The sequence below is a fragment of the Bradyrhizobium guangzhouense genome (genome assembly GCF_004114955.1).
Classification (GTDB): domain Bacteria; phylum Pseudomonadota; class Alphaproteobacteria; order Rhizobiales; family Xanthobacteraceae; genus Bradyrhizobium; species Bradyrhizobium guangzhouense.
Map to the genome: position 1 here is coordinate 5,346,552 of NZ_CP030053.1, position 22,637 is coordinate 5,369,188.

19 protein-coding genes, 1 tRNA gene and 1 pseudogene are annotated in these 22,637 nt (G+C 64.6%); 17 read left to right on the plus strand and 4 right to left on the minus strand.

Going from position 1 to position 22,637, the window contains the following annotated elements; translation table 11 throughout:
- Window positions 1-177: 177 nt before the first annotated feature.
- Entirely contained in the window at window positions 178-1,365 is a 1,188-nt protein-coding gene (locus XH91_RS25545; RefSeq protein WP_128953148.1) for a CaiB/BaiF CoA transferase family protein, read from the minus strand.
- A 171-nt stretch (window positions 1,366-1,536) separates the two neighbouring features.
- Here XH91_RS25545 and XH91_RS25550 point away from each other — a divergent pair, with 171 nt between their 5' ends.
- From XH91_RS25550 to XH91_RS25575, 7 genes and pseudogenes are all read left to right on the plus strand, one after another.
- Window positions 1,537-2,424 carry a VOC family protein gene (locus tag XH91_RS25550; RefSeq protein ID WP_128953149.1) on the plus strand — a complete coding sequence of 296 codons (888 nt, stop codon included), beginning with the start codon at window positions 1,537-1,539 and terminating at the stop codon, window positions 2,422-2,424.
- 314 nt (window positions 2,425-2,738) lie between these two features.
- A pseudogene (locus XH91_RS40135) lies at window positions 2,739-2,882 on the plus strand (GntR family transcriptional regulator); the annotation flags it as partial.
- 99 nt (window positions 2,883-2,981) lie between these two features.
- Window positions 2,982-3,488: a GntR family transcriptional regulator gene (locus XH91_RS39485; protein WP_245477198.1), complete on the plus strand. Its 507-nt coding sequence runs from the start codon at window positions 2,982-2,984 to the stop codon at window positions 3,486-3,488.
- 50 nt (window positions 3,489-3,538) lie between these two features.
- Window positions 3,539-4,720 (plus strand): extracellular solute-binding protein, encoded by a 1,182-nt coding sequence (locus tag XH91_RS25560; protein ID WP_128953151.1) that lies wholly within the window; start codon window positions 3,539-3,541, stop codon window positions 4,718-4,720.
- 66 nt (window positions 4,721-4,786) lie between these two features.
- The gene (locus XH91_RS25565; RefSeq protein ID WP_128953152.1) at window positions 4,787-5,854 is read left to right on the plus strand and encodes an ABC transporter ATP-binding protein; all 1,068 of its coding nucleotides are present in this window, start codon (window positions 4,787-4,789) and stop codon (window positions 5,852-5,854) included.
- The gene (locus XH91_RS25570) at window positions 5,851-6,777 is read left to right on the plus strand and encodes an ABC transporter permease (RefSeq protein WP_128953153.1); all 927 of its coding nucleotides are present in this window, start codon (window positions 5,851-5,853) and stop codon (window positions 6,775-6,777) included. The genes XH91_RS25565 and XH91_RS25570 overlap by 4 nt, the downstream gene beginning before the upstream one ends.
- 6 nt (window positions 6,778-6,783) lie before the next feature.
- Window positions 6,784-7,626, plus strand: coding sequence for an ABC transporter permease (locus tag XH91_RS25575; protein WP_128953154.1), 843 nt, complete (start codon window positions 6,784-6,786; stop codon window positions 7,624-7,626).
- A gap of 172 nt (window positions 7,627-7,798) precedes the next feature.
- On the opposite strand, the gene XH91_RS25580 is transcribed toward XH91_RS25575, so the two are convergent.
- A tRNA-Gln gene (locus XH91_RS25580) sits at window positions 7,799-7,873 on the minus strand.
- Between the two features lie 246 nt (window positions 7,874-8,119).
- Between XH91_RS25580 and XH91_RS25585 the strand changes: the two genes are divergently transcribed.
- Window positions 8,120-9,898, plus strand: a complete 1,779-nt coding sequence (locus XH91_RS25585; protein ID WP_128953155.1) for an acyl-CoA dehydrogenase family protein — start codon at window positions 8,120-8,122, stop codon at window positions 9,896-9,898.
- A 98-nt stretch (window positions 9,899-9,996) separates the two neighbouring features.
- Here the strand turns inward: XH91_RS25585 and XH91_RS25590 are convergent, their stop codons facing one another.
- Complete coding sequence (locus XH91_RS25590) at window positions 9,997-11,241, minus strand: MFS transporter (protein ID WP_128954992.1); 1,245 nt, start codon at window positions 11,239-11,241, stop codon at window positions 9,997-9,999.
- Between the two features lie 302 nt (window positions 11,242-11,543).
- Between XH91_RS25590 and XH91_RS25595 the strand changes: the two genes are divergently transcribed.
- From XH91_RS25595 to XH91_RS39490, 9 genes are all read left to right on the plus strand, one after another.
- Complete coding sequence (locus tag XH91_RS25595; protein WP_128953156.1) at window positions 11,544-12,302, plus strand: enoyl-CoA hydratase-related protein; 759 nt, start codon at window positions 11,544-11,546, stop codon at window positions 12,300-12,302.
- 112 nt (window positions 12,303-12,414) lie between these two features.
- Window positions 12,415-14,073, plus strand: coding sequence for a bifunctional metallophosphatase/5'-nucleotidase (locus tag XH91_RS25600; protein ID WP_128953157.1), 1,659 nt, complete (start codon window positions 12,415-12,417; stop codon window positions 14,071-14,073).
- A gap of 133 nt (window positions 14,074-14,206) precedes the next feature.
- Complete coding sequence (locus XH91_RS25605) at window positions 14,207-15,136, plus strand: histone deacetylase family protein (protein WP_128953158.1); 930 nt, start codon at window positions 14,207-14,209, stop codon at window positions 15,134-15,136.
- A gap of 73 nt (window positions 15,137-15,209) precedes the next feature.
- A complete protein-coding gene (locus XH91_RS25610; protein WP_027554315.1) occupies window positions 15,210-15,461 on the plus strand; it encodes an exodeoxyribonuclease VII small subunit in 252 nt (83 codons plus the stop codon).
- Between the two features lie 573 nt (window positions 15,462-16,034).
- Window positions 16,035-17,963 (plus strand): 1-deoxy-D-xylulose-5-phosphate synthase, encoded by a 1,929-nt coding sequence (dxs, locus tag XH91_RS25615; RefSeq protein ID WP_128953159.1) that lies wholly within the window; start codon window positions 16,035-16,037, stop codon window positions 17,961-17,963.
- Window positions 17,964-18,170: 207 nt separating this feature from the next.
- On the plus strand, window positions 18,171-18,725 hold the full coding sequence (locus XH91_RS25620; protein WP_128953160.1) for a nucleoside 2-deoxyribosyltransferase: 555 nt from the start codon (window positions 18,171-18,173) through the stop codon (window positions 18,723-18,725).
- A gap of 24 nt (window positions 18,726-18,749) precedes the next feature.
- Window positions 18,750-19,484, plus strand: a complete 735-nt coding sequence (locus tag XH91_RS25625; protein ID WP_164934247.1) for a TlyA family RNA methyltransferase — start codon at window positions 18,750-18,752, stop codon at window positions 19,482-19,484.
- The gene (locus XH91_RS25630; RefSeq protein ID WP_128953162.1) at window positions 19,477-20,724 is read left to right on the plus strand and encodes a class I SAM-dependent RNA methyltransferase; all 1,248 of its coding nucleotides are present in this window, start codon (window positions 19,477-19,479) and stop codon (window positions 20,722-20,724) included. Before XH91_RS25625 ends, XH91_RS25630 begins: the two co-directional genes overlap by 8 nt.
- A 500-nt stretch (window positions 20,725-21,224) precedes the next feature.
- Window positions 21,225-21,905 (plus strand): hypothetical protein, encoded by a 681-nt coding sequence (locus XH91_RS39490; protein ID WP_245477200.1) that lies wholly within the window; start codon window positions 21,225-21,227, stop codon window positions 21,903-21,905.
- Here the strand turns inward: XH91_RS39490 and XH91_RS25640 are convergent.
- Window positions 21,902-22,492 (minus strand): hypothetical protein, encoded by a 591-nt coding sequence (locus tag XH91_RS25640; protein WP_128953163.1) that lies wholly within the window; start codon window positions 22,490-22,492, stop codon window positions 21,902-21,904. The two genes, XH91_RS39490 and XH91_RS25640, sit on opposite strands and share 4 nt — an antisense overlap.
- Window positions 22,493-22,637 lie beyond the last annotated feature (145 nt).

The following is a 22,637-nucleotide window of genomic DNA, read 5'->3' on the forward strand; positions in this document are numbered from 1 at the left end:
TCATTGATGATTCGGTTGCGAATGGTCATGCATATGGGATGGGGCGCACGAACATGCGCCTCTCCTCCAACCTCGTGCGACGCAGAGGTCGCCGGCCAACGCACAATGCGCGAGGATGAGCCGCCAGTCGTCTAGCAGACGCGCGGGCTGATTTCCACCGTCGTGATCACGTCGCGGCTAAATGATGCCGCCCTGCCGCAGCGCTGCAATCGCGGCCTTGTCATAGCCGAGTTCCGCCAGCACGGAATCAGTGTGCTCGCCGAGCGTCGGCGGACGCGATGCGATCTCGCCGGGCGTTTCCGAGAGGCGGACGGCGGCGCGCGCGACCGGCGCCTGCTTCGGCAAGCCGGGATAGTCGATGCCTTGCAAAAATCCGGCGGCGCGAATGTGCGGATGATCCAGCGCCTGCTGCGGGCTCAAGACGGGTCCGGTGGGGATCATCGCCTTGCCGAGGGTATCCACAGCTTCCTGCGTGGTGCGGATCGCGCACCAGCGCGCCATGCGCTCGCTGATGACGGGGCCGTTATTGCCGCGGCTGATGTCGTCGGCAAAGCGCGGATCGTTCAACCAAAGCTCCTCCTCGCCCATCAGCTTCGCCCAGCGCTTGAACAGCGGATGACCGGTGACCTGGCACAGCACCCAGCCATCCCTCGTGCGGTAGATATCCGCGGGCGCTGCGGTCTGGCCGAGATTGCCTGTCGGAACGCGGTTGACGTTGATGACCGCCTGCTCGATCAGCGTGGCATTGGTGAAGGACAAGGCGGTCGCCAGCAGCGCGCCCTCGACGATCTGCCCGCGTCCGGATTTGCCGCGCTCGATCAGGGCGGCAAGCGTCCCGAAGGCGCAATGCAGCGCGGTGCCGAAATCGACCCAGTTCACCGCGGCCCGATACGGCGGATCGCCCGCGCCGGTCATATAGACCGAGCCCGACATGACCTGGCCGACACCATCGAAGCCGACGCGGTCGGACCAGGGGCCCGGCCCGCCGAACGCGGTCGCCGTCGTCAGGATGATGTCCGGCTTGATCGCCTTGAGGGACTCATAGTCGAGCTTCATCGCACGCAAGGTCTGCGGCGGCAGATTGGCGACGACGACATCAGCGGTCGCCACCAGCTTGCGCATCACCTCCTGTCCCTCCGTCGTCATCGGATCGAGCGTGATGCACTTCTTGTTGCGGTTGATCTGGAGGAACAGCGCGCCCTCGCCGCCTTCGCCGATCGGCGCCACGAAACGATCCTCGCTGCCGTCGCGCTTCTCCACGCGAATGACCTCGGCGCCGAACTCGGCCAGCAATGTCGCGCAATAGGGCCCCGCGATATAGCGCCCGAAATCGAGGACGCGCACGCCGTCCAGAACTCCCCCCATCGACCTCATTCCTTATGTCGTTCCAGCCAGATTACAGGGAATGGGTGCCGCGGCAAGGTGGCAGCGCACAACATGCCCTGCTCTCAAGATGTGATCGGGCAAGTGTTTCGGCTGGCGGAAATTCTGCTCTAGTATGGAGCCTCTAGTCCCTCCAGCCAGAAGCGCACACCTATGCCGCAACAATTCGACCGATCCGCAGAAGATCTCGGCAACGCCATCCATTTCGAGCACGTCAACATCACGGTTCCGGATCAGCGCCTCGCCACGCTGTTCTACGTCACCGGTCTCGGGCTGACCCGCGATCCCCATCTGATGGTCTCAGACACCAACATGTGGATCAATGCCGGACGGAGCCAGTTTCATCTGCCCGATGGCAAGGCGCAGGTGCTGCGCGGCCGTACCGGGCTCGTCATCGAGGGACGCGAGGCGCTGCTGGCGCGACTGGCCTCGGTCAAAAGCAAGCTCGAAGGCACCGCCTTCACCTACGCCGAGCACAATGACTATGTCGAGGCGACCTGCCCCTGGGGCAACCGCATCCGCATCCACGAGCCCGACGCGGCGCGCTTCGGGCGCATCACGCTCGGTATCCCCTATGTCGAGTTCGATGTGCCCACGGGATCGGCGCAGGCGATCTGCGCCTTCTACCCTGAAATCATGGGCATGCCCGCGGCCCTGCGCAACGGTGACGGCAAGGTCGCCGCGGTGCAGACCGGCCGCGACCAGCACCTCCTGTTCCGCGAGACCGATCGGCCGCAGCCCTTCTATGACGGCCATCATGTGCAGATGTACATCACCGACTTCTCGGGCCCCTATCGCAAGCTGCTGGCGCGCGATTTGATCTCGCGCGAGGACAATCAGTACCAGTACCGCTTCTGCGACATCGTCGATCTCGACAGCGGCAAGCCTGTCTTCACCGTCGAGCACGAAGTGCGCAGCGCGACCCACCCGATGTTCATGCGGCCGCTGGTCAATCGCAATCCCGCCGTCAACAACCGCAACTACGCCTACGGCCACGACCAGGCATCGTGGGCGATGGGACCGGATCAATACGAGGGTTAGGGCGCACCTGGCCGGGGCGGGAGGGAACGAACCTCCGCCGCCAAAGGCGCCCACCATTGCTGAGGATGCGCTGCACTGTTGGGAGACAGCGCGCAAAGTGCCTGCATGGCGCTCAAAAACGCGCTCGGCCTCGGAGATGCGCCCGGCCCGCAGCGCGGTCACTTCCAACGAGTTGACGCTGCGGGGCGCGCTAATATACTAGTGTTCCAATTCTAAGATGGGAGGAAAGTTTGGACCGACGCACGGCGCGCGATCGCGGTCGCCAGGGCGGCCGTCCAAACAGCTCCGCACCCGCCGAGTCCGACGCAATTCTGGTGAGGCGCAATACCATCGCAGAGCAGATCCATGCCCTCCTGCGCCGCGACATCATCTGCGGTCGCCTGTCGCCACGCGCCGGCTTGACCGATCAGGAATTGGTCCAACGCTTTCGCGTATCGCGAACGCCAATCCGGGAGGCCATGATCAAGCTCGCCGATGAAGGCCTGGTCGAGATATTTCCGCAATACGGCTCGTTCGTCGCACCGATCAAGCTCGCCGAGGTCTTGGACAGCCAATTCGTGCGCGAGACGCTGGAATGCGCCGCGGTCGAAAAGGCGATCGCGCAGATGGATTCGAGGCAAGCCGATGACCTGAAGGCTCATCTCGATCGCCAGCGCGCATTGCAGCGAAGCGGCGACGAGGAGGGCTTTATCCGCGCCGACGAGGCCATGCATGCCCGGATTTTTTCGATCGCCGGCCATCCGACGGCCTGGCAGTTTGTGGCCGGCGCCAAGGCACAGATGGACCGCGTGCGCTATCTCGCCATGACGATCCTGCACAAACAACCATCCGTCATCGCCCAGCACGCCCTCATCATCGACGGGCTCTGCGCCCGGGATCGCGAGGGCGCTGTCGCGGCCATGCGCACCCACACGCGGGGAATTCTGAAGACCATCGAGATTCTCAAGGATGGGAAGTACGACTATTTCGCCGAAGAGGACGGACATCCGCAGCCGCGGCGCGAAGCACTCGATCAAGAAGCCCGGAAGCGGCCGCGGAAAGTACAAGCCGACAACTTGCCATAAGCATCGCGCAAGACAATTGCGCGCCAATTCAAGAGGGAGAGAGAACGGCCATGACATTCGCACCCACTCGCCGCAACGTCGTCGCGGGCCTCGCCGGCTCGTTCGCCTTCAACGGTCGCGCTTTCGCGGCGTCTCCGCCGCTGCCCTCCTCCCCCGTATCCTTGAACATCGTCGACGTGGCCGGCAATTTGGCCTTGACGCAGAAGGCGATCGAGGCCTACCGCGCCAAGAAGCCCGGTCTCGTCTCCAGGATCACCTTCACCAAGGCGCCGGCGCCGGAGCTGCCCGGCAAAATCAAGGCGCAACAGGACGCTGGCCGGGTCGACATTGACGGCGTGCTGACCGGCATCGATGCGCTCTCGGCGGGAGTCGACCAGAACCTCTGGATTCCGACCGTGAAGGACTACGCGGACAAGCTGCCGAAGCTTGACGATATCTATCTGCCGGGCGCGCGCGCCATGCAGGGGCTCGCGGCCGATCAGGGCGTTTGCATTGTGTTCTGTCCAGCAGGCCCCGTGATGGAATACATGCCCGAGAAGGTGAAGCAGGTGCCGGGCACGGCCGAGGAGTTGCTGGCCTGGGCCAAGGCCAATCCCAACCGATTCATGTACGCACGTCCCGCCAACTCGGGTCCGGGCCGCATCTTCATGATGGGGCTTCCCTACATCCTCGGGGACAAAGACCCGAAGGATCCGAAGGACGGCTGGGACAAGACATGGTCCTTCCTCAAGGAGCTTGGGCAAAACGTCGAATATTATCCCGCCGGTACGGGCGCGGTGATGAAGGAACTCGGCGAAGGCTCGCGCGACATGATCCCCTCACAGATGGGCTGGGACATCAACCCGCGTGCGCTCGGCGTCGTGCCGAAGGAAGCAAAGGTCTTCTTCCTGAAAGGCTTCCACTGGGTTCTCGACGCCCACTATCTGTGTATCCCCAAGGGCGTCAGCCCTGACAAGCTCGCGGTGCTGCTCGATCTTCTCAACTATCTGCTCGGCAAGGACGCGCAGGCCACCACCTACGACACCGGCTATTTTTATCCAGGACCCGCGGTGAAGGATGTCACGCTGGCGATGGCGCCACAGGACAGCCAAGACGTCATCAAGGAATTCGGTCGCGCGGAATACGAGGCCGCGATCACTGGCAACCCACAGGAGCTGCCGCTGACACCCGATAAGCTCGTCTACGCCTTCGGTCGCTGGGATGAGCAGATCGGCGCCCAAAAGAAGAAATGACGCGGGGTGGCCTGCCTTCATGGCCCTCGGATGAGAGCAGCCTGGTTCTCCTGGAGTTCTTGATACATGTCGATTGCAGGACGTGACTTCCGCGAGCTCCGGCTGGAGGACCTGAATCGCAGCTTTGGCATGCTGAACGCCCTCAAGGGCGTCAGCCTGAGCGTCAAACGCGGCGAGTTCATTGCACTCCTCGGCCCGTCCGGATGCGGCAAGTCGACCGCACTCAACTGCCTCGCAGGCCTGCTCACGCTGAGCGGCGGCAGCATCTGGCTCGACCAGACCCGGATCGACCGGCTCAAGCCGGAAGAGCGCGGCTTCGGCATGGTGTTCCAGAACTATGCGCTGTTTCCGCATATGACGGTCCGCCGCAACATCGGCTTCGGGCTCACAATGCAACGCAGGCCGAAGGAGGAGATCGCGCGCAAGGTCGAGGAAGCCCTTGCCATCGTCCGCCTCAGCCAGCAGGGCGACAAGCTGCCGGGTCAGCTTTCGGGCGGTCAGCAACAGCGCGTGGCGATCGCCCGTGCCATCGTGATCGAACCGCCGCTGGTCTTGATGGATGAGCCGCTGTCCAACCTGGATGCAAAGCTGCGACTGGAAATGCGCTCGGAAATCCGCCGCATCCATGACCTGATCGGCTCGGCCACGATCTATGTCACCCACGACCAGGAGGAGGCGCTCTCGCTGGCCGACCGGATCGTCGTGATGCGCGACGGCACGGTGCGCCAGGTCGGCACGCCGGCGGAGCTCTATGGCCGGCCGGCGCATGCCGATGTTGCGGAGTTCATGGGCTATCGCAACGTGCTGCCTGCGCGCGTGCTCGACGGCAGCGGCAGCGGTTGCATTCAAGTGTCTGTCGGCGGCGCTGCGCTCGAAGGGATGGCCGTCGAACAACGCCCCGCCGATCAGGCGATCGTTGCCGTTCGGCCCGACGATCTCAGGCCCGCCAGCGACGGGCCGGTCGCCGCGATTGTTGAGAGCACGCAGTACCACGGACGCGAATTCTACTGCTCCGGACGTGCGAGCGACGGTACCGAGCTCTATTTCTGCTCACCGCAACCAGTCCGGAAGGGCGAGCGGGTGCTCCTGGCCGCCGATCCGGCCCGGGTGCTGATCTATGCGGGCACACCATGACCCATACTGCCGATCGACTGGCGCGCGCCGCGCAAGAGAGTACTCGTGAACGCACTCCCTGGCGCGTCCGGCTTGCGCTCCATGACATCGACGGCATCACCCTCCTGGTGGTGCCTGCGGTGCTTTTTGTGCTCGGTCTCTTCGTCTATCCGTTCCTCTATGGTTTGGTGTTGTCATTCAAGCCGCGTGCCGGGGACTTCCTCGCCAACTACAGAAAATTCTTCTCCGACCCGTTCCTCTACGACACTATTTTCGCGACATTGCGGCTCGCGCTGCCGGCGACCATCATCAACGTACTGGTTTCGATTCCGGTCGCGCTTCGCGTGCGCAAGCTGCACCGCCGGCGGCTGTTGACGACAATCCTCGTCATCCCGATCACGCTCGGCACGGTATTGATCGCCGAGGGCCTGCTCAACTATCTCGGTCCGCAGGGCTGGCTGAATCGCACGCTGATGCTGTTCGGCGTGATCAGCGCGCCGCTGCGGCTCGTGCACAACTACACCGGCGTGATGATCTCCCTGATTCTGTCCGGCTTCCCCTTCACCTTTCTGTTGACCCTCTCTTACATCACCGGGATCGATGCCTCGCTCGAGCAGGCCGCCGCAACGCTCGGGGCCACGGCCCGAGCGCGCTTCCGCCATATTGTGCTGCCGCTGCTGGTGCAGGGGCTCGCCGTCAACTTCTGCCTCTCCTTCGTTCAAACGTTTTCGGTGTTTCCGTCGGCGGTGCTGCTGGGGGCGCCGGCCGGCGATACAAGAGTGATCTCGATCGCTGCCTATCAGGCCGCCTACGAGCAATACGACGCGTCCATGGCCGCGGCGATCGCGATGATCATGGGCTTCGTGCAACTCACCGTCGTCGTGCTGGCACTCGCGGGGCGCAACCTGTTCTACCGTGGCGCGGCGGGTGGCGGAAAGGGCTAACGGGCAATGGGCCAGGACAAGACCGTCTCCGAGCGACTGTGGGCACTGGCGATCTGGGCAGCCGTCATCTTCTTCATCGTCAACTTCATGGCGATGATTGCGACGGTCGTGATAAACTCCTTCGGCACGCGATGGCTCGGAACGTGGTTGCCGGCCGGCTACACGGTTCGCTGGTATCGCTCGGCGTGGGACGAATTTCAGCTCGGCGACGTGTTGATCACCACGTTCCAGGTCGTTGGCGCTGTGGTGCTGTTATCAGGACTGTTCGGCGTGCCTGCAGCCTATGCGCTGGCCCGCCGCAACTTCCCCGGCAAGCAGTTCGTCATGCTGTTGTTTCTGCTCCCCCTGATGATCCCGCCGATCACGTTCGGCATTCCGCTCGCGACCGTGCTCTATCAGCTCGGCGCCGGCGGAACACTTTGGGGCGTCATCATTGCCAACCTCGTGCCGACAGTGCCTTTCGTCATCCTGGTGATGATCCCATTCATCGAGCAAATCGACCCGCGTATCGAGTCCGCGGCCCGCGTGTTCGGCGCCGGGACGGGGCAGTTGTTTGTTTACGTCCTGGTTCCGCTGCTCGCGCCGGGCATTCTGGCAGCGCTGCTACTGGTACTGGTACGCACGATCGCGATGTTCGAGTTGACTTTCTTTACCGCCGGGCCCGATAGCCAGACGCTGGTTGTCGCGCTTTACTACGCCGTCTATGCCGCCGGTGTGAGGGCGGGCCAGTCGATCGACGCGATGGCGGTCATCTACATGATCACCACGCTGATCTGGCTCCTGATCGCGCTACGTTTCGTCGATCCCACCCAGATGGTCGCCCGCGCCAAGCAGGAAGCAGCGAGGTAAGATGATAAAAATATCCACCGCGCTGTTGCGAGCTCGCCGCGGGCTTCGCGCCAAGTGGGTCCGGGCCGTGGAGAACGACCGCACGCTGGCCTGGCAGCGCGCTCTTTAGGCCGCTTCAAGACTGATATGCTCACCGAGCCACTGGCGGCACGCAATGTTCGAGCTCACGGTCTGGCTGGGGCGGGAGGGATCGAACCTCCGAATGGCGGAATCAAAATCCGCTGCCTTACCGCTTGGCTACGCCCCATCAGGCGACGACGGGAACGGCGGACGAGCAGGCCGCCGCAGATTCCCTTCGGTCGCTGCCGGTCTATAGGGTGCGGCGCGGCATTTCAACCGCCTGGAGGCGCAAAATACCACCGACCGGGGCGCGGTCGCGCCACACCTTGATATAGGCGGTGGTAAAGGCCCGATGCGGTCCCGTATCGCGCCCATTGAGGCCTCCGCCATTTCATGGGAATACGGCGGCAAACCTGTCTACCGGGAGTGAGCCATGACCTACCGCGCGCCGATCTCTGACATGCTGCTGTCGCTCAACCATGGCGCCGGCCTCAAGGCCGCATTGGACGCCGGCCATTATGGCGATTTCGACGCCGACATCGCCGCCGCCGTGCTGGAAGAGGCCGGCAAGTTCGCAACCGATGTGCTGGCGCCGCTGAACAAGGTCGGCGACGAGCACGGCATCAAGCTCGATGCCGGCAAGGTGACGACCGCGCCGGGCTGGCCGGACGCCTACAAGCGCTGGACCGAGGGCGGCTGGAACGCGGTCTCGGGCCCGGAAGATTTTGGCGGCCAGGGCCTGCCGCTGGCGATCAACGCCGCCTGCACCGAGATCTGGAGCGCCTCCAACGTCGCGTTCGGCCTCTGTCCGCTGCTGACGGCATCCGCGATCGAGGCGCTGGACGCGCATGGCAGCGACGAGCTGAAAAAGATCTATCTGGAAAAGCTCGTCACCGGCGAATGGACCGGCACGATGCAGCTGACCGAATCGCAGGCCGGCTCCGATGTCGGCGCATTGCGCACCCGCGCCGAAAAGCAGGCGGACGGCACCTATCGCATCAAGGGGACGAAGATCTTCATCACCTATGGCGAGCACGACATGACCGACAACATCGTGCATTTCGTGCTGGCGCGCCTGCCCGATGCGCCCGCGGGCACCAAGGGGATCTCGCTGTTCCTGGTACCGAAGTTCATGGTCAATGCCGACGGCTCGCTTGGCGCACGCAACGACATCTTTGCCTCGGGCGTCGAGCACAAGCTCGGCATGCACGCCTCCCCCACCTGCACCATGACCATGGGCGACCATGGCGGCGCCATCGGATTCCTGATCGGCGAAGAGAACCAGGGCATGCGCTGCATGTTCACGATGATGAACCAGGCCCGTCTCGGCGTCGGTCTCGAAGGCGTCGGCGTCGCCGATCGCGCCTATCAGCTGGCGCTGTCCTATGCGCAGGAGCGCAAGCAGGGCCGCGCCGTCGGCAAGAAGGGCGATGGCTCGGATGCGATCTTCGTCCATCCCGACGTCAAGCGCATGCTGATGCGGATGCGGGCTCAGACCGCGGCCGCGCGTACCATCTGCTACGCGACCGCGGTCGCACTCGACGTCTCCATGCGCGCCAAGGACCCGAAGGTGCGCGCCGATGCCGCCGCACGCGCGGCGCTGCTGACGCCGATGGCGAAGGGCTATTCCACCGATATCGGCAACGAGGTGGCCTATCTCGGCGTGCAGATCCATGGCGGCATGGGCTTCATCGAGGAGACCGGCGCCGCGCAGCATTATCGCGATGCGCGCATCACCGCGATCTATGAGGGCACCAACGGCATCCAGGCGATCGACCTCGTCACCCGCAAGCTTGCCGCCAATGGCGGCGCGTCGGTGTGGGCGCTGCTCGATGAGCTCGCCGCCACGGTCAAGCAGGTCGAGGCCTCCAACGATCCCGCCTTCGGCACCACCGGCGTGAAACTGCGCGAGGCGCTGGAGGCCTTGAGGCGCACCAGCAAATGGCTGCTCGAACGCGTCACGTCGGCGCCGAACGAGGCGCTCGCGGGCGCGACGCCCTATCTGCAGCAGTTCGGCGCCACGCTCGGTGGCTGCATGCTGGCCTCCGAGGCGCTGGCCGCGAAGAGTGACGGTGTGGCGGATGCGCAGCGCTACGTCTCGCTCGCGCGCTTCTTCGCCGAGAACATCACCGTGCAGGCCGGTGCGCTCGAGCGCACCGTGACGGAAAGCGCGGAGTCGGTCGCGGCGGCGGATGCGGTGTTGCTGGGGTAAGATGCTTGCCGAGAGCGTCGATGCGTAGGGTGGGTTGGCCGTAGGCGTAACCCACCACTTGTGCCGCCGCGTATAGAGAAGAGGTGGATTACGCTTCGCTAATCCACCCTACTGGCCGCGACCTCCGCCCTCTTCCCAGGCCGCCACAGCACGATGCCGGCCGCGACGACGTCGAGCGCCACGCATATCGCAAATGCCATGGTGTAATCGCCGCTCACGCTGCGCACGAGGCCGACGATGCCCGGACCGAACGCGCTGACGATGCCGCTGATCGAGGTCCCGAGGCCCATCGCGGCCGCGAACGCCGCACTGCCGATCTCGCGCTGGATGATCAGGGGCGGAAACGTGATCATGTTGCCGATCGAGAAGCCATAGACGGCGCAGCACAGCAGCAGCACGATCGGGTTCTGGCTTTGCAGGAGCACGAGCAGCGCCGCCGCCTGGCTCACCATCGACACCGCGCAGGCGTGCCGCGGATCGAGCCGATCGACGAACAGGCCGAGCGTGAGCCGGCCGACCACCGCCATGGCCGCCATGATGGTGACGGCGAGGCCCGCACTGGCGCGGCCGACCAATGGTTCGAGAAACGTCACCTGGTGGATGATGAATCCCATCTGCGCCAGCAGCGCGATCGCGATCGGCAGCACCATGGTCCAGAATGATGCGTTCGCAAGCAGCGCCCGGCGCGAATGACGCGCGCCCTTGCCGCCGCCTGAAGCGGCTCCTGCTGCATGCAGCGGCCCATCGACCGGCCAGCCGGTGAAGACGACAACCACCGGCAACACCAGCACCACCATCACGACGGTCGCCGCCAGCATGGCCGAGCGGAAGCCGATGCTGGTGCTCAGCGCCAGCAGAACCGGAACGAGAATGATGCCGCCGCAGGTGGCGCCGTTGAAGGCGAGGCTGAGCGCGAGCCCGCGCCGTCGCTCGAACCAGGAGTTCAGCACGGTGGCGATCACCACCGAGCCCATTCCGGTCCAGCCGACCGACATCAGCGCATAGGCAAGATAGAGCTGCCAGGGCAACCGCATCAGCCCCAGCAGCGCGGTCGATGCACCAAGCGCCGCAAGCCCGCACAGGATCAGCGCGCGCAGCCCGATGCGGACGAGCAGATCATCGGTAAAGATCACGAGGACGGCGCTCAGCAGGAACGAGAAGGTGCTGGCAGAGGACACCAGCGTGCCGGGCCAGCCATGGGCGCGCTGGAGCTCGACGAGATACACGCCCTGGCCGTAGAGGCCAAAGCCGAACATGAAGAAGGCCATCAGGAAACAGGCCAGCACCACGCGCCAGCCGCGGTAGCGCAGCGAGGACTCGTCAACCACCGTTGCGGCGATCATCGTCAAATGTCAGCCTCATGAACGAGACGGCTGATCGTGACGCACAACCACCGGTTTTTCAAATGAAACATTGTAGCCAATTGTTGCAATGCGCAAATCGTCGCAGGAGGCGCGATGCACCCGTCACGCCGGTTATTGCATCACCCCGTGCTGCCGCGGGTGTGCGGGTGTCATGCAACCACTCAATGGCATCACTGCCGAAATGATTGAGAGGCAGGATTGGCACGCCTGCGGGATCATGTAGGCTGAGCTCTGATAGGACTCGCCGACGGCAGGCGCCGCGGCGACCGCAGGGAGTGCTCATGCCGAACGGCAATATCATCGTCACCGACGAGCGCGGCACACGCGTCATCATCCTGCGTCGTCCCGGCAAGAAGAACGCGATCACCCAGCACATGTATCGTGAGATGAGCCGCGCGATCGACACCGCGCAGAACAACCCCGATATCCGCTGCATGATCATCACCGGCGGCTCCGGCGTGTTCACCGCCGGCGACGACATCGACGATTTCATGCATGCCGACACGGCGCGCCCCGAAACGTTGTCGGACGGTGCCAAGTTCCTCTATTCGCTGGCGCTCAACGTCAAGCCGATCATCGCAGCCGTGGACGGCGCCGCGATCGGCATGGGCACCGTGATGCTGTTTCACTGCGACTATGTGCTCGCCTCCAACGCCGCGACCTTCTCGGCGCCCTACATCAATCTCGGGCTCGTTCCGGTCGGTGCCGCCAGCCTCCTGATGCCGAGCACCATGGGGTACCAGCGCGCCTTCGCCATGCTGGTGATGGGACGCAGCTTCACCGCCGCCGAGGCCCATGCCGCCGGCTTCGTCAACACCGTGGTGTCGCCGGGACATACCGAGGTCGAGGCCCGCAAGGTCGCGCGCGAGATCTGCCGGCTGCCGGCCGAGGCCGTCGCAACGTCGCGCAAATTGCTGCGCACCCCGCCGGAAGAGCTCACCCGCCGCATCGACCAGGAAGGCCATCTGTTCGGTGAGCGGCTGAAATCGGATGAAGCCATCGCCGCGTTCAATGCGTTTGCGAACAGGAAGAAGCGGTAGGACTTTCCGGCGCCTAATCCCCCGCCGTCATTCCGGGGCGCGCGCAGCGCGAACCCGGAATGACGGCAAGAAGCTTCGTGAAATCTTCGCGCGGAGCGATTAGTCTTGTTCCATGCGACACCTTCTCCGTCTGACGAGCTTCGCTCTCGCGCTTCTCACCCTGCCCGCCGCGGCCCAGACCACTGCGCCCGTCGAGCTGCGGATTCTCGCGATCAACGATTTCCACGGCAACCTGCGTCCGCCGCCGGGCGGCATCCGCATCGATGACCCCGAAGACAAGACCAAGAAGGTGACGGTGGCCGCCGGGGGCGCCGAATACATGGCGACGCTGGTCAAGCAACTCCGCGAGGGGCACAAGAACACCATCTTCGTCGCCGCCGGCGATCTGATCGGGGCGAGCCCGTTCCTGTCGGCGATGTTTCACGACGAGCCCTCGATCGAATCGCTTTCGATGATGGGGCTTGCGATCACCTCGGTCGGCAATCACGAGTTCGACGAGGGCAAGACCGAGCTGCTCAGGATGCAGAATGGCGGCTGCCATCCGGAAGATGGCTGCCAGGGGCCGCATGCTTTCACCGGCGCCAAATTCCACTATCTCGCGGCGTCCACAATCGAAACCGCGACCGGCAAGAGCGTGCTGCCGCCTTACGAGATCCGCGAGTTTGATGGCATCCCGGTCGCCTTCATCGGGCTGACCTTGAAGGAGACCGCCGGCATCGTCTCGCCAAAGGGCATTGCGGGGCTGGAATTCCGCGATGAGGCCGAGACGGTGAATGCGCTGGTGCCGCAACTGAAGGCGAAGGGCGTCGAGGCGATCGTGGTGCTGATTCACCAGGGCGGTGAGCCCGCCGGCGACTACAACGAGTGCCCGGCAATAACAGGGCCCATCGTCGACATCGTCAAGAAGTTCGACCGCGCCGTCGACGTCGTCGTCAGCGGCCACACCCACCGCGCTTATGTTTGCAATATCGACGGACGGCTCGTCACCAGCGGCGACAAATACGGCACGCTGGTCACCGCGATCGACCTCAAGCTCGATCCAGCGACCCGCGACGTCGTCAGCGCCAAGGCCGAGAACGTCATCGTCGCCGACGCCTCGCTCGCCAGGGATCCCGAGCAAACCGCGCTGATCGATGCCTATGACAAGCTCTCGGCGCCGATTGCCAACCGGCCGGCCGGGTCGGTGACGCAGACGCTGTCGCGCGTTCCGAACGAAGCCGGCGAAAGCGCACTCGGCGACATCATCGCAGATGCACAGCTCGCCGCGACGAAGGATGCCAAGGACGGCGGCGCCGTCATCGCGCTGACCAATCCCGGCGGCATCCGCACGGATCTCATCCCGAAGGAGAACGGCGCTGTGTCCTATGGCGACCTGTTCGCAAGCCAGCCGTTCCGCAACCGCCTCGTCACCATGACGCTCACCGGCAGCCAGCTCAAGGATATGCTGGAGCAGCAATGGCTCGATCCGAAGCGGCCGCGAATCCTCCAGGCCTCGATCGGTTTCAGCTACAGCTGGGACGCGTCAAAGCCGTATGGCGAGCGCGTCATGGCCGACAAGATGACGCTCAACGGCAGGCCGATCGAGTCGGCCACCGGCTATCGCGTCACCGTCAACGATTACCTCGCCGTCGGCGGCGACGGCTTCACGGTCGCGAAACAGGGCGCATCGGCGCAATATGGCGGCTACGATTCCGACGCGCTTTTCGCCTTCTTCAGGGCGCATGGTCCGATCGGCCCGTTGCCGCCCAACCGCATCCTGCGTGTGAATTGATCTGGATCAAACGGGCCGGAACGGGCGGCCCTTTGCCATTCGCCAGGGAACGCCTAGATTGGGTTTTGCATTGCGTTTTGGCGCCGGATGCGCCAAGCGACGTCGAGAGTTCGTTCCCTGTGAGGCCGACCTGATGAGCACGCTTCTTCTTTCCCACAAGGCCTGCCTCGACCACGTCACGCCGCCGGGGCACCCCGAGCGCCCGGACCGCCTGCGCGCGGTCGAGGAAGCGCTGTCGGTCGAGCGCTTCCAGTTCCTGGTGCGCGACCTGGCACCGGAGGGCGATCTCGATCTCGTCACGCTCTGTCACAACGAGCATTACGTCACCGAGCTGCGCCACGTCGCGCCGACCAGCGGCCAGGTCTATCTCGACGGCGACACCTCGATGTCCCCCGGCACGTGGGAAGCGGTGATGCGCGGCGTCGGCGGCGCGGTGGCCGCGACCGAGGCCGTGATGAACGGCGAGCACCGCAACGCCTTCGTCGCGGTGCGCCCGCCCGGCCATCACGCCGAGATCGGCAAGCCCATGGGCTTCTGCTTCTTCGACAATGTCGCGATCGCCGCGCGCCATGCGCAGCGCAAATACGGCATCAAGCGCGCGGCCATCGTCGATTTCGACGTTCATCACGGCAACGGCACCCAGGACATCTTCTGGTCGGATCCATCAGTGATGTACTGCTCGACGCATCAAATGCCGCTGTTTCCCGGCACCGGCGCCAAGGGCGAGCGCGGCGATCACGACACCATCGTCAATGCGCCGCTGGCCTCGGAAGACGGCGGGCCTGAATTTCGCAGCGCGTTCGAGAATCTGATCCTGCCGCGGCTGACCGAATTCAGCCCCGAGCTCCTCATCATCTCGGCGGGCTTCGACGCGCATTACCGCGATCCGCTGGCCTCGCTGAATTTGCGCGCCGAGGATTATGCCTGGGTGACGCGCAAGCTGATGGACCTCGCCGACAAGTCCGCAGGCGGGCGCGTTGTTTCCGTGCTCGAAGGCGGCTACGACCTGCAAGGACTGAAAGAATCTGTTACGGCGCATGTCGGCGCCCTGATGGGCGCTTGAGAGACCCGCCACATTAAGCCCGCAAAACTCTGCTGTTTTCCAAAAGAAGCGAATCGGGCAATCGGAAACGGATATGGCCGAAAATACCCAAATCGACGTCTCCAGGCTCACCTTCGAGCGCGCGATCGAGGAACTCGAGACGATCGTGAAGCGGCTCGAGGACGGCAAGGTGCCGCTCGAGGAATCCGTCACGATCTACGAGCGCGGCGAAGCCCTGAAGCGGCGCTGCGAGGAGCTGTTGCGCCAGGCCGAGGCACGCGTCGACAAGATCACCACCGATGCCAGTGGCCAGGCCGCCGGCACGGCGCCGCTGGACGTGCAGTAAGGCGCGCGCAGCCACCCGTCCTCAGCATCAGCCGCCTGCAATTTTTCGGGATCGCACGCCCATCTTGGCCCGCCGAGACGGCGTCGGGATTGAAGAGTTCCCTCGTCGACGTCTCATCGCGGGAATCGCCCTCGAAAACCACTGTCATTCCGCAGAGAATCCTGCCAAGGAACCGGGCAGGATTGGAACCTTCTCTCCGGCGCCGCGATTAACCAAATTGGCCCGCCGGTTGCACCTGCATACCCGTAATCGGCCCTGTGGGTTGGCTTTGGCCCAAGCTTTGGTGTAAAGCTGCGCGGAGTGTGGCTTTTTGTTAGCCTTGACGTGGGGACCGATTTCCGACGACAAGCGCCTCAAATCGCTGATGAAATTGGCTGGGACGGACGAAGCCGATCTACGTGACAGGGATCACAGAGACTGAACCGGAGCGCACCTAAGCTCACCTAAGCTTGAAGACGGGGCGTTGACCCTGGCAGGTGGCTCCGACGGTTTAAGGACTCGCGCTGCGCCGATATTGTGCAAACCCATCGCGCACCGGAATGACCTTCCGGCGCTGACAAATTGGAAATCGCCGTGAACGCATACAGTAAAACGCCGCTTCTCGACACCATCCGGACGCCGGAAGACCTGCGCAAGCTCAAGGTCGAGCAGGTTCGCCAGGTCGCCGACGAGCTGCGGCAGGAAACGATCGATGCCGTCTCGGTGACCGGCGGTCACTTCGGCGCTGGCCTCGGCGTGGTCGAGCTCACCACCGCGATTCATTACGTCTTCGACACGCCGCGTGACCGGCTGATCTGGGACGTCGGCCATCAGGCCTATCCGCACAAGATCCTCACCGGACGCCGCGACCGCATCCGCACGCTGCGCACCGGCGGCGGCCTCTCCGGCTTCACCAAGCGCAGCGAGAGCGACTACGATCCGTTCGGCGCCGCGCATTCCTCGACCTCGATCTCCGCCGGTCTCGGCATGGCCGTCGCCCGCGACCTCTCCGGCGGCAAGAACAACGTTATCGCCGTGATCGGTGACGGTGCGATGTCGGCGGGCATGGCCTATGAAGCCATGAACAATGCCGGCGCCATGAACTCGCGCCTGATCGTGATCCTCAACGACAACGACATGTCGATCGCGCCGCCGGTCGGCGCCATGAGCGCCTATCTGTCGCGCCTCTACTCCGGCAAGACCTATCGCACGCTGCGCGATGCGGCCAAGCAGATCAACAAGCGCCTGCCCAAGATCCTCGCCAACCGCGCCAACCGCGTCGAGGAATATTCCCGCGGCTTCATGATGGACGGCGGCACGCTGTTCGAGGAACTCGGCTTCTATTACGTCGGCCCGATCGACGGCCATAATCTCGACCATCTGCTGCCCGTGCTGAAGAACGTGCGCGACATGGAGACCGGCCCGATCCTGGTCCACGTCGTGACGCAGAAGGGCAAGGGCTACGGCCCGGCGGAAGCCTCCGCCGACAAGTACCACGCCGTCGTCAAGTTCGACGTCGCCACCGGCACGCAGGCGAAAGCCAAGCCGAATGCGCCGGCCTACCAGAACGTGTTCGGCCAGAGCCTCGTCAAGGAAGCGCAGAAGGACGACAAGATCGTCGCCATCACCGCGGCGATGCCGTCCGGCACCGGCGTCGACATCTTCAACAAGGCGTTCCCCGACCGCACCTTCGACGTCGGTATCGCCGAGCAGCACGCGGTGACCTTCGCCGCCGGTCTTGCGACCGAAGGCTACAAGCCGTTCTGCGCGATCTACTCGACCTTCCTGCAGCGCGGCTATGATCAGATCGTGCACGACGTCGCGATCCAGAACCTGCCTGTCCGCTTTGCCATCGACCGCGCCGGCCTCGTCGGCGCCGACGGCGCGACCCATGCCGGCTCGTTCGACAACGCCTATCTCGGCTGCCTGCCCAACATGGTGATCATGGCGGCGGCAGACGAAGCCGAGCTCGTGCACATGGTGGCGACCCAGGTGGCGATCGACGACCGTCCGAGCTCGCTGCGCTATCCGCGCGGCGAAGGCCGCGGCATCGAGATGCCCGAGGTCGGCATCCCGCTCGAGATCGGCAAGGGCCGCATGATCCGCCAGGGCAACAAGATCGCCCTGCTCTCCTTCGGCACGCGTCTGGCCGAATGCGAGAAGGCGGCCGACGAGCTCGCCGCCCACGGCCTCTCCACCTCGATTGCCGATGCGCGCTTCATGAAGCCGCTCGACACCGAGCTGGTGCTCAAGCTTGCCCGCGACCACGACGTGCTGATCACGGTCGAGGAAGGCTCGGTCGGCGGCTTCGGCTCGCATGTCGCGCAGTTCCTGACCGATCAGGGCGTTCTCGACACCGGGATGCTCAAGTTCCGCACGATGGTGCTGCCCGACGTGTTCCAGGACCACGATACGCCGGCCGCGATGTACGCCCGCGCCGGTCTCGACGCCAAGGGCATCGTCGCCAAGGTGTTCGAAGCCCTCGGCAAGGACGTGAAGACCGAGACGGTCAAGCTGGCTTGATCTGGTTCACCTCTTCCCCTTGCGGGAGAGGTCGGATCGCGAGGCGATGCGAAGCATCGTCCTAGGCGATCCGGGTGAGGGTTTTATCCTCTAGAGGGTTCTCGCGAACCGGGAGACCCTCTCCCCAACCCTCCCCCGCGAGCGGGGGAGGGAGCAGAGCACGCTCTGCGGCTTGCATCTCGACACAAATTTTCTGGTTCTAGCTCCATGAAAATCTATCTGGCAGGTCCCGACGTATTCCTGCCGGATGCGGTCGAGATCGGTCGCCGCAAGGCCGTGATCTGCGCCGCGCATGGGCTCGCCGGCCTCTACCCGCTCGACAACACGATCGACCTCGCAGCAGCCGACGCGTCGCGGCAGATTTTTTGCGGCAACGAGGCGATGATGGACCAGGCCGACGCCATCATCGCCAATCTCACCCCGTTCCGCGGCGCCGGCGCCGATCCGGGCACCGTCTACGAGCTCGGCTACATGGCCGGCCGGCGCAAGTTCTGCCTCGCCTACTCCAACGATCCAGCCACCTATGCCGACCGCGTCACGCGCTTCATGGAGGTCACCTCCGAGGACGGCCGGCTGGTCGATGCGCAGGGGCTGACGGTCGAGGATTTCGGCCTGGTCGATAATCTGATGATGATCCATGCGCTGGAGCTGCACGGCTGCCCCCTGGTGACGCCGGCGCAAATGTCCGTTGACGTCTGGCATGATCTGGCCGCGTTCGAGGCTTGCGTCCGGATGGCAGCCGCGCGATTGATCGCACCATAGCGCCCCGGTCGCCACGGAGAGATCATGTCCCCTGCCCGCAAGCGCGCGGATGTTGTACTGGTCGAGCGCGGCCTGTTCGAGAGCCGGGCGCGGGCGCGCGCGGCGATCGAGGCCGGACTCGTCACGGCTGATGACAAGCAGGTCGCCAAGCCATCGGAGACGATCGCCGAGGACGCCGTGATCCAGGCGGAGCCGGCGCATCCCTACGTCTCGCGCGGCGGCGTCAAGCTCGCCGGCGCGCTGGAGCGGTACAGAATCGAGATCGAGGACCATGTCTGCCTCGACGTCGGCGCTTCGACGGGCGGCTTCACGGAGGTGCTGCTGGCGAACGGCGCGAGCCTGGTGTTCGCCATTGATGTCGGCACCAGCCAGCTGCATCCCTCGCTGCGCAATCATCCAAAAATCGTGTCGATGGAGGCGACCGACATCCGCGCCTATGACGGCAAGCGCCTGCCGGCGCGACCCGATGTCGTCGTCATCGACGTCAGCTTCATCTCGCTGAAGGCCGTGCTGCCGGTCGCGCTGTCGCTCGCGGCAGCGCCGATGAGCCTGCTGGCGCTGATCAAGCCGCAATTCGAGGCTGACAGAAAGCACAACAAGAAGGGCATCGTCCGCGACGCCGCGGTGCATCAGGAGATCTGCGACGACATCGCGGCCTTTGCCAAGTCACTCGGCTGCACCGGCATCGAAATGTTTCCCTCCGCGATCGCCGGCGGCGACGGCAACGTCGAATTCTTCCTGGGCGCGCGCCGTGGTTGAACGCCTCACCATCGATCATGTCGGCCATCGCGGCGACGGCGTCTCGCTCACGGCGGGTGATGCGATCTATGTGCCCTACACGCTTGGCGGCGAGACCGTCGAGGTCGATCACGTCGCAGGCCATCATCCGGACCGCCGCAAGCTGCTGGCGGTCGACGTCGCCAGCCCCGAGCGCATCGAACCGTTCTGCCCGCATTTCGGCATCTGCGGCGGCTGCGCGATCCAGCATTGGGAAGTCGAGCCCTATCGGGCCTGGAAACGCAACGTCGTGGTCGAGACGCTGGCGCAGGCCGGCATTACTTGCGAGGTGGCGCCATTGGTCGATGCGCATGGCGCCGGGCGAAGGCGCGTGACGCTGCACGGACGGTTCGGCACGCATGACGTGCTCAAAGTCGGCTTCTCCGCGACGAGCTCCCACGATGTCATTCCGATCGACCACTGCCCGATCCTCGATCCCGCGCTGGAAGGCGCGCTCGATGCTGCCTGGGCCATCGCCGAGCCGCTGACATCGAAGATGCCGGTGACCAAGCCGCTCGATATCCAGGTGACGGCGACCTCCAACGGCCTCGATGTCGACGTGCGTGGTTCCGGCCCGCTCCCGACGCCGCTGGTGACGGCGCTATCGCGCGTCGCCGAGCAACATCGTCTGGCGCGGCTGACGCGGCATGGCGAACTGGTGCTGCAACGCCTGCCGCCAACGGTGAAGATGGGCCGCGCCGAGGTGACGCTGCCGCCTGGCTCGTTCCTGCAGGCAACCGTGGCAGGTGAAGAGACGCTTGCTTCACTCGTCGGCGAGCGCGTCGGCAAGGCGAAGGAGGTTCTCGACCTCTTCTGCGGTGTCGGCCCGTTTGCGCTGAGGCTCGCCGAGAAGGCCCGGGTCACCGCCTATGACAACGACGCCGGCGCGATCGCCGCGCTTGCGAAGGCGGCGCGCACGCCGGGGCTGAAGCCGATCAGGTGCGAGCCGCGTGACCTGTTCCGTCGTCCGCTGGTGCCACCGGAGCTGCGCGATTTCGATGCCGTGGTGTTCGATCCGCCGCGCCAGGGCGCACAGGCACAGGCGCTCAAGCTCGCCGCGAGCAAGGTGCCCGTCTTGGTCGCAGTCTCCTGCAACGTCGCCACCTTCGCCCGCGACGCGCGGCTTCTGATCGATGGCGGCTACAAGATCGAGAATGTCGTCCCGGTCGATCAGTTCCGCCACACGCCCCATGTCGAGATCGTCGCGCGGTTTACCCGCTAGGGCCAAAGTCCCTATCGCGCCAGCGCGCTCCAGCCTTGATTCTGCTCAATCGCCCTATCTTCGTGGGCGCTAGAAGCGTCCTAAGCAACGGGACGCGGAGCAGACGCTTGTGGTTGATCGACGACAATTCATCGCGGCCACGCTCGGGTTTTCTGCGGCCGCCATCAGCGGCCTCCCTGCTTGTGCGGAAGGCATGACCTACGAGGAGGCCGTCAAGACGTCTCGCGCCCCGCTGCAGGCTACGTCCCGGGACCGCGAGCTCGTGCGTTTTGCGACGCTTGCGGCCAATAGTCACAACACGCAGCCCTGGATTTTTTCCGCCCACGGCGACGAGATCGCAATTGCGCCCGATTTCAAGCGCCGCTGTCCGGCTGTCGATCCCGACGATCATCATCTCTTCGTCAGTCTCGGATGCGCCGCCGAAAATCTCATCCTCGCCGCCGCCGCGCTCGGCTGGCGCGCCAACTCCGTCTTCGACGGCGAGCGGATCGTGATCGCACTTGAGCAAGCCCCGCCGGCAGCATCGGCGCTGGCTGGGGCGATTCCGGTCAGGCAATGCACGCGCGCAGCTTTCGACGGCAAGCCCGCCGCGCCCGAAATCCTGTATCGGCGCCTGCCGCGAACCTGGTGTCGCCGCGATGCTGATGACCGAGCGTACCGCCATCAGGAAGGTGGGCGACTATGTGCTCGAAGGCAATGCGGCACAGATGCGCGATCAGGCCTTCATGCGCGAGCTCGTGAGCTGGATGCGCTTCAACGAGGCCGATGCGCTCGCGACGATGGACGGGCTGTACTCTCGTGTCTCGGGAAATCCATCCCTGCCCGCATGGGTCGCCCGGCCGCTGCTGCGACTCTTCTTCACCGAAGACGGGGAAAACAAGAAGTACCGCGAGCAGCTCGACAGCTCAGCGGGCGTTGTCGTGCTCGCAGCCGATCGCAGCGACAAGGCGCACTGGATCGCGGTCGGCCGCGCCTGCCAGCGTTTCGGCCTGCAGGCGACCGCGCTGGGCCTCAAATATTCGTTCGTCAACCAACCGGTCGAGGTGGCGGCACTGCGACCGCAATTCGCGGCATCAATCGGACTGGGCGAACGGCGCCCCGACATCGTGATGCGCTTCGGAACCGGTCCGGACTTGCCGACATCGCTGCGGCGCCCCCCGGAGGCGGTGATGCAACGCTAGCGCCGAAGCGCGCCCAGCGCCGGTGACTCGCCGGGCAGCATGTCCGACCTGATATCGCTGTCCATGCGGCTGGAGTCGCGCTGGGTGAACCCGGCTCCGAACGACAGGCTGAGATTGGAAGTCGGCTTGAATTCGACGCCCGCAAATCCGCCGTAGCCGGGCCCTGCGGCGGAGGTCAGCGGCGCAACCGAGCTGCCGATGCCGTTGCCGTATTTCAGCGTGTCGATGCCGCCAAAGAACGTCACGGGCGAGCCCCCGGTAGTCTTCATGTTGTAGCCGAACTGCGTGCTGTCATAGGACAGCGCGCTGAAATTGCTCGCCGGTCCAGCCTGGCTGAAACCGCTTAGACCGAGATTGCCGTGCTGGCTTCCGACGAAAAAGCCGGGACGGAAATCGTAGCCCGTCTTGGCATCGCCGCCGTTGAAGCCTGGAAAATTGCCGTAACTCTCGGCGCTGCCGCCATAGCCGAAGGCCCCGCCGGGAATCCAATACTGCAGAGGCGCGACCTGAGCATGAACAGGTGGGCCGCCAAGGCAAAACACGGCGAAGAGAATTGCAAGAGCGCAGGAACGAACGAGGCTGGGCATTCGGCTAACCGTCAGAATGGTCTGCAGATTATACGCGACACACGCCGCAAATACCAGCCGAGCCGGGACGCGCTCCAGGCGGTTCCAGAGACGCCCATCCTGAATGTGACCTGATTGCCGTCGGCATCGGCCGCGTCGAGGTCGC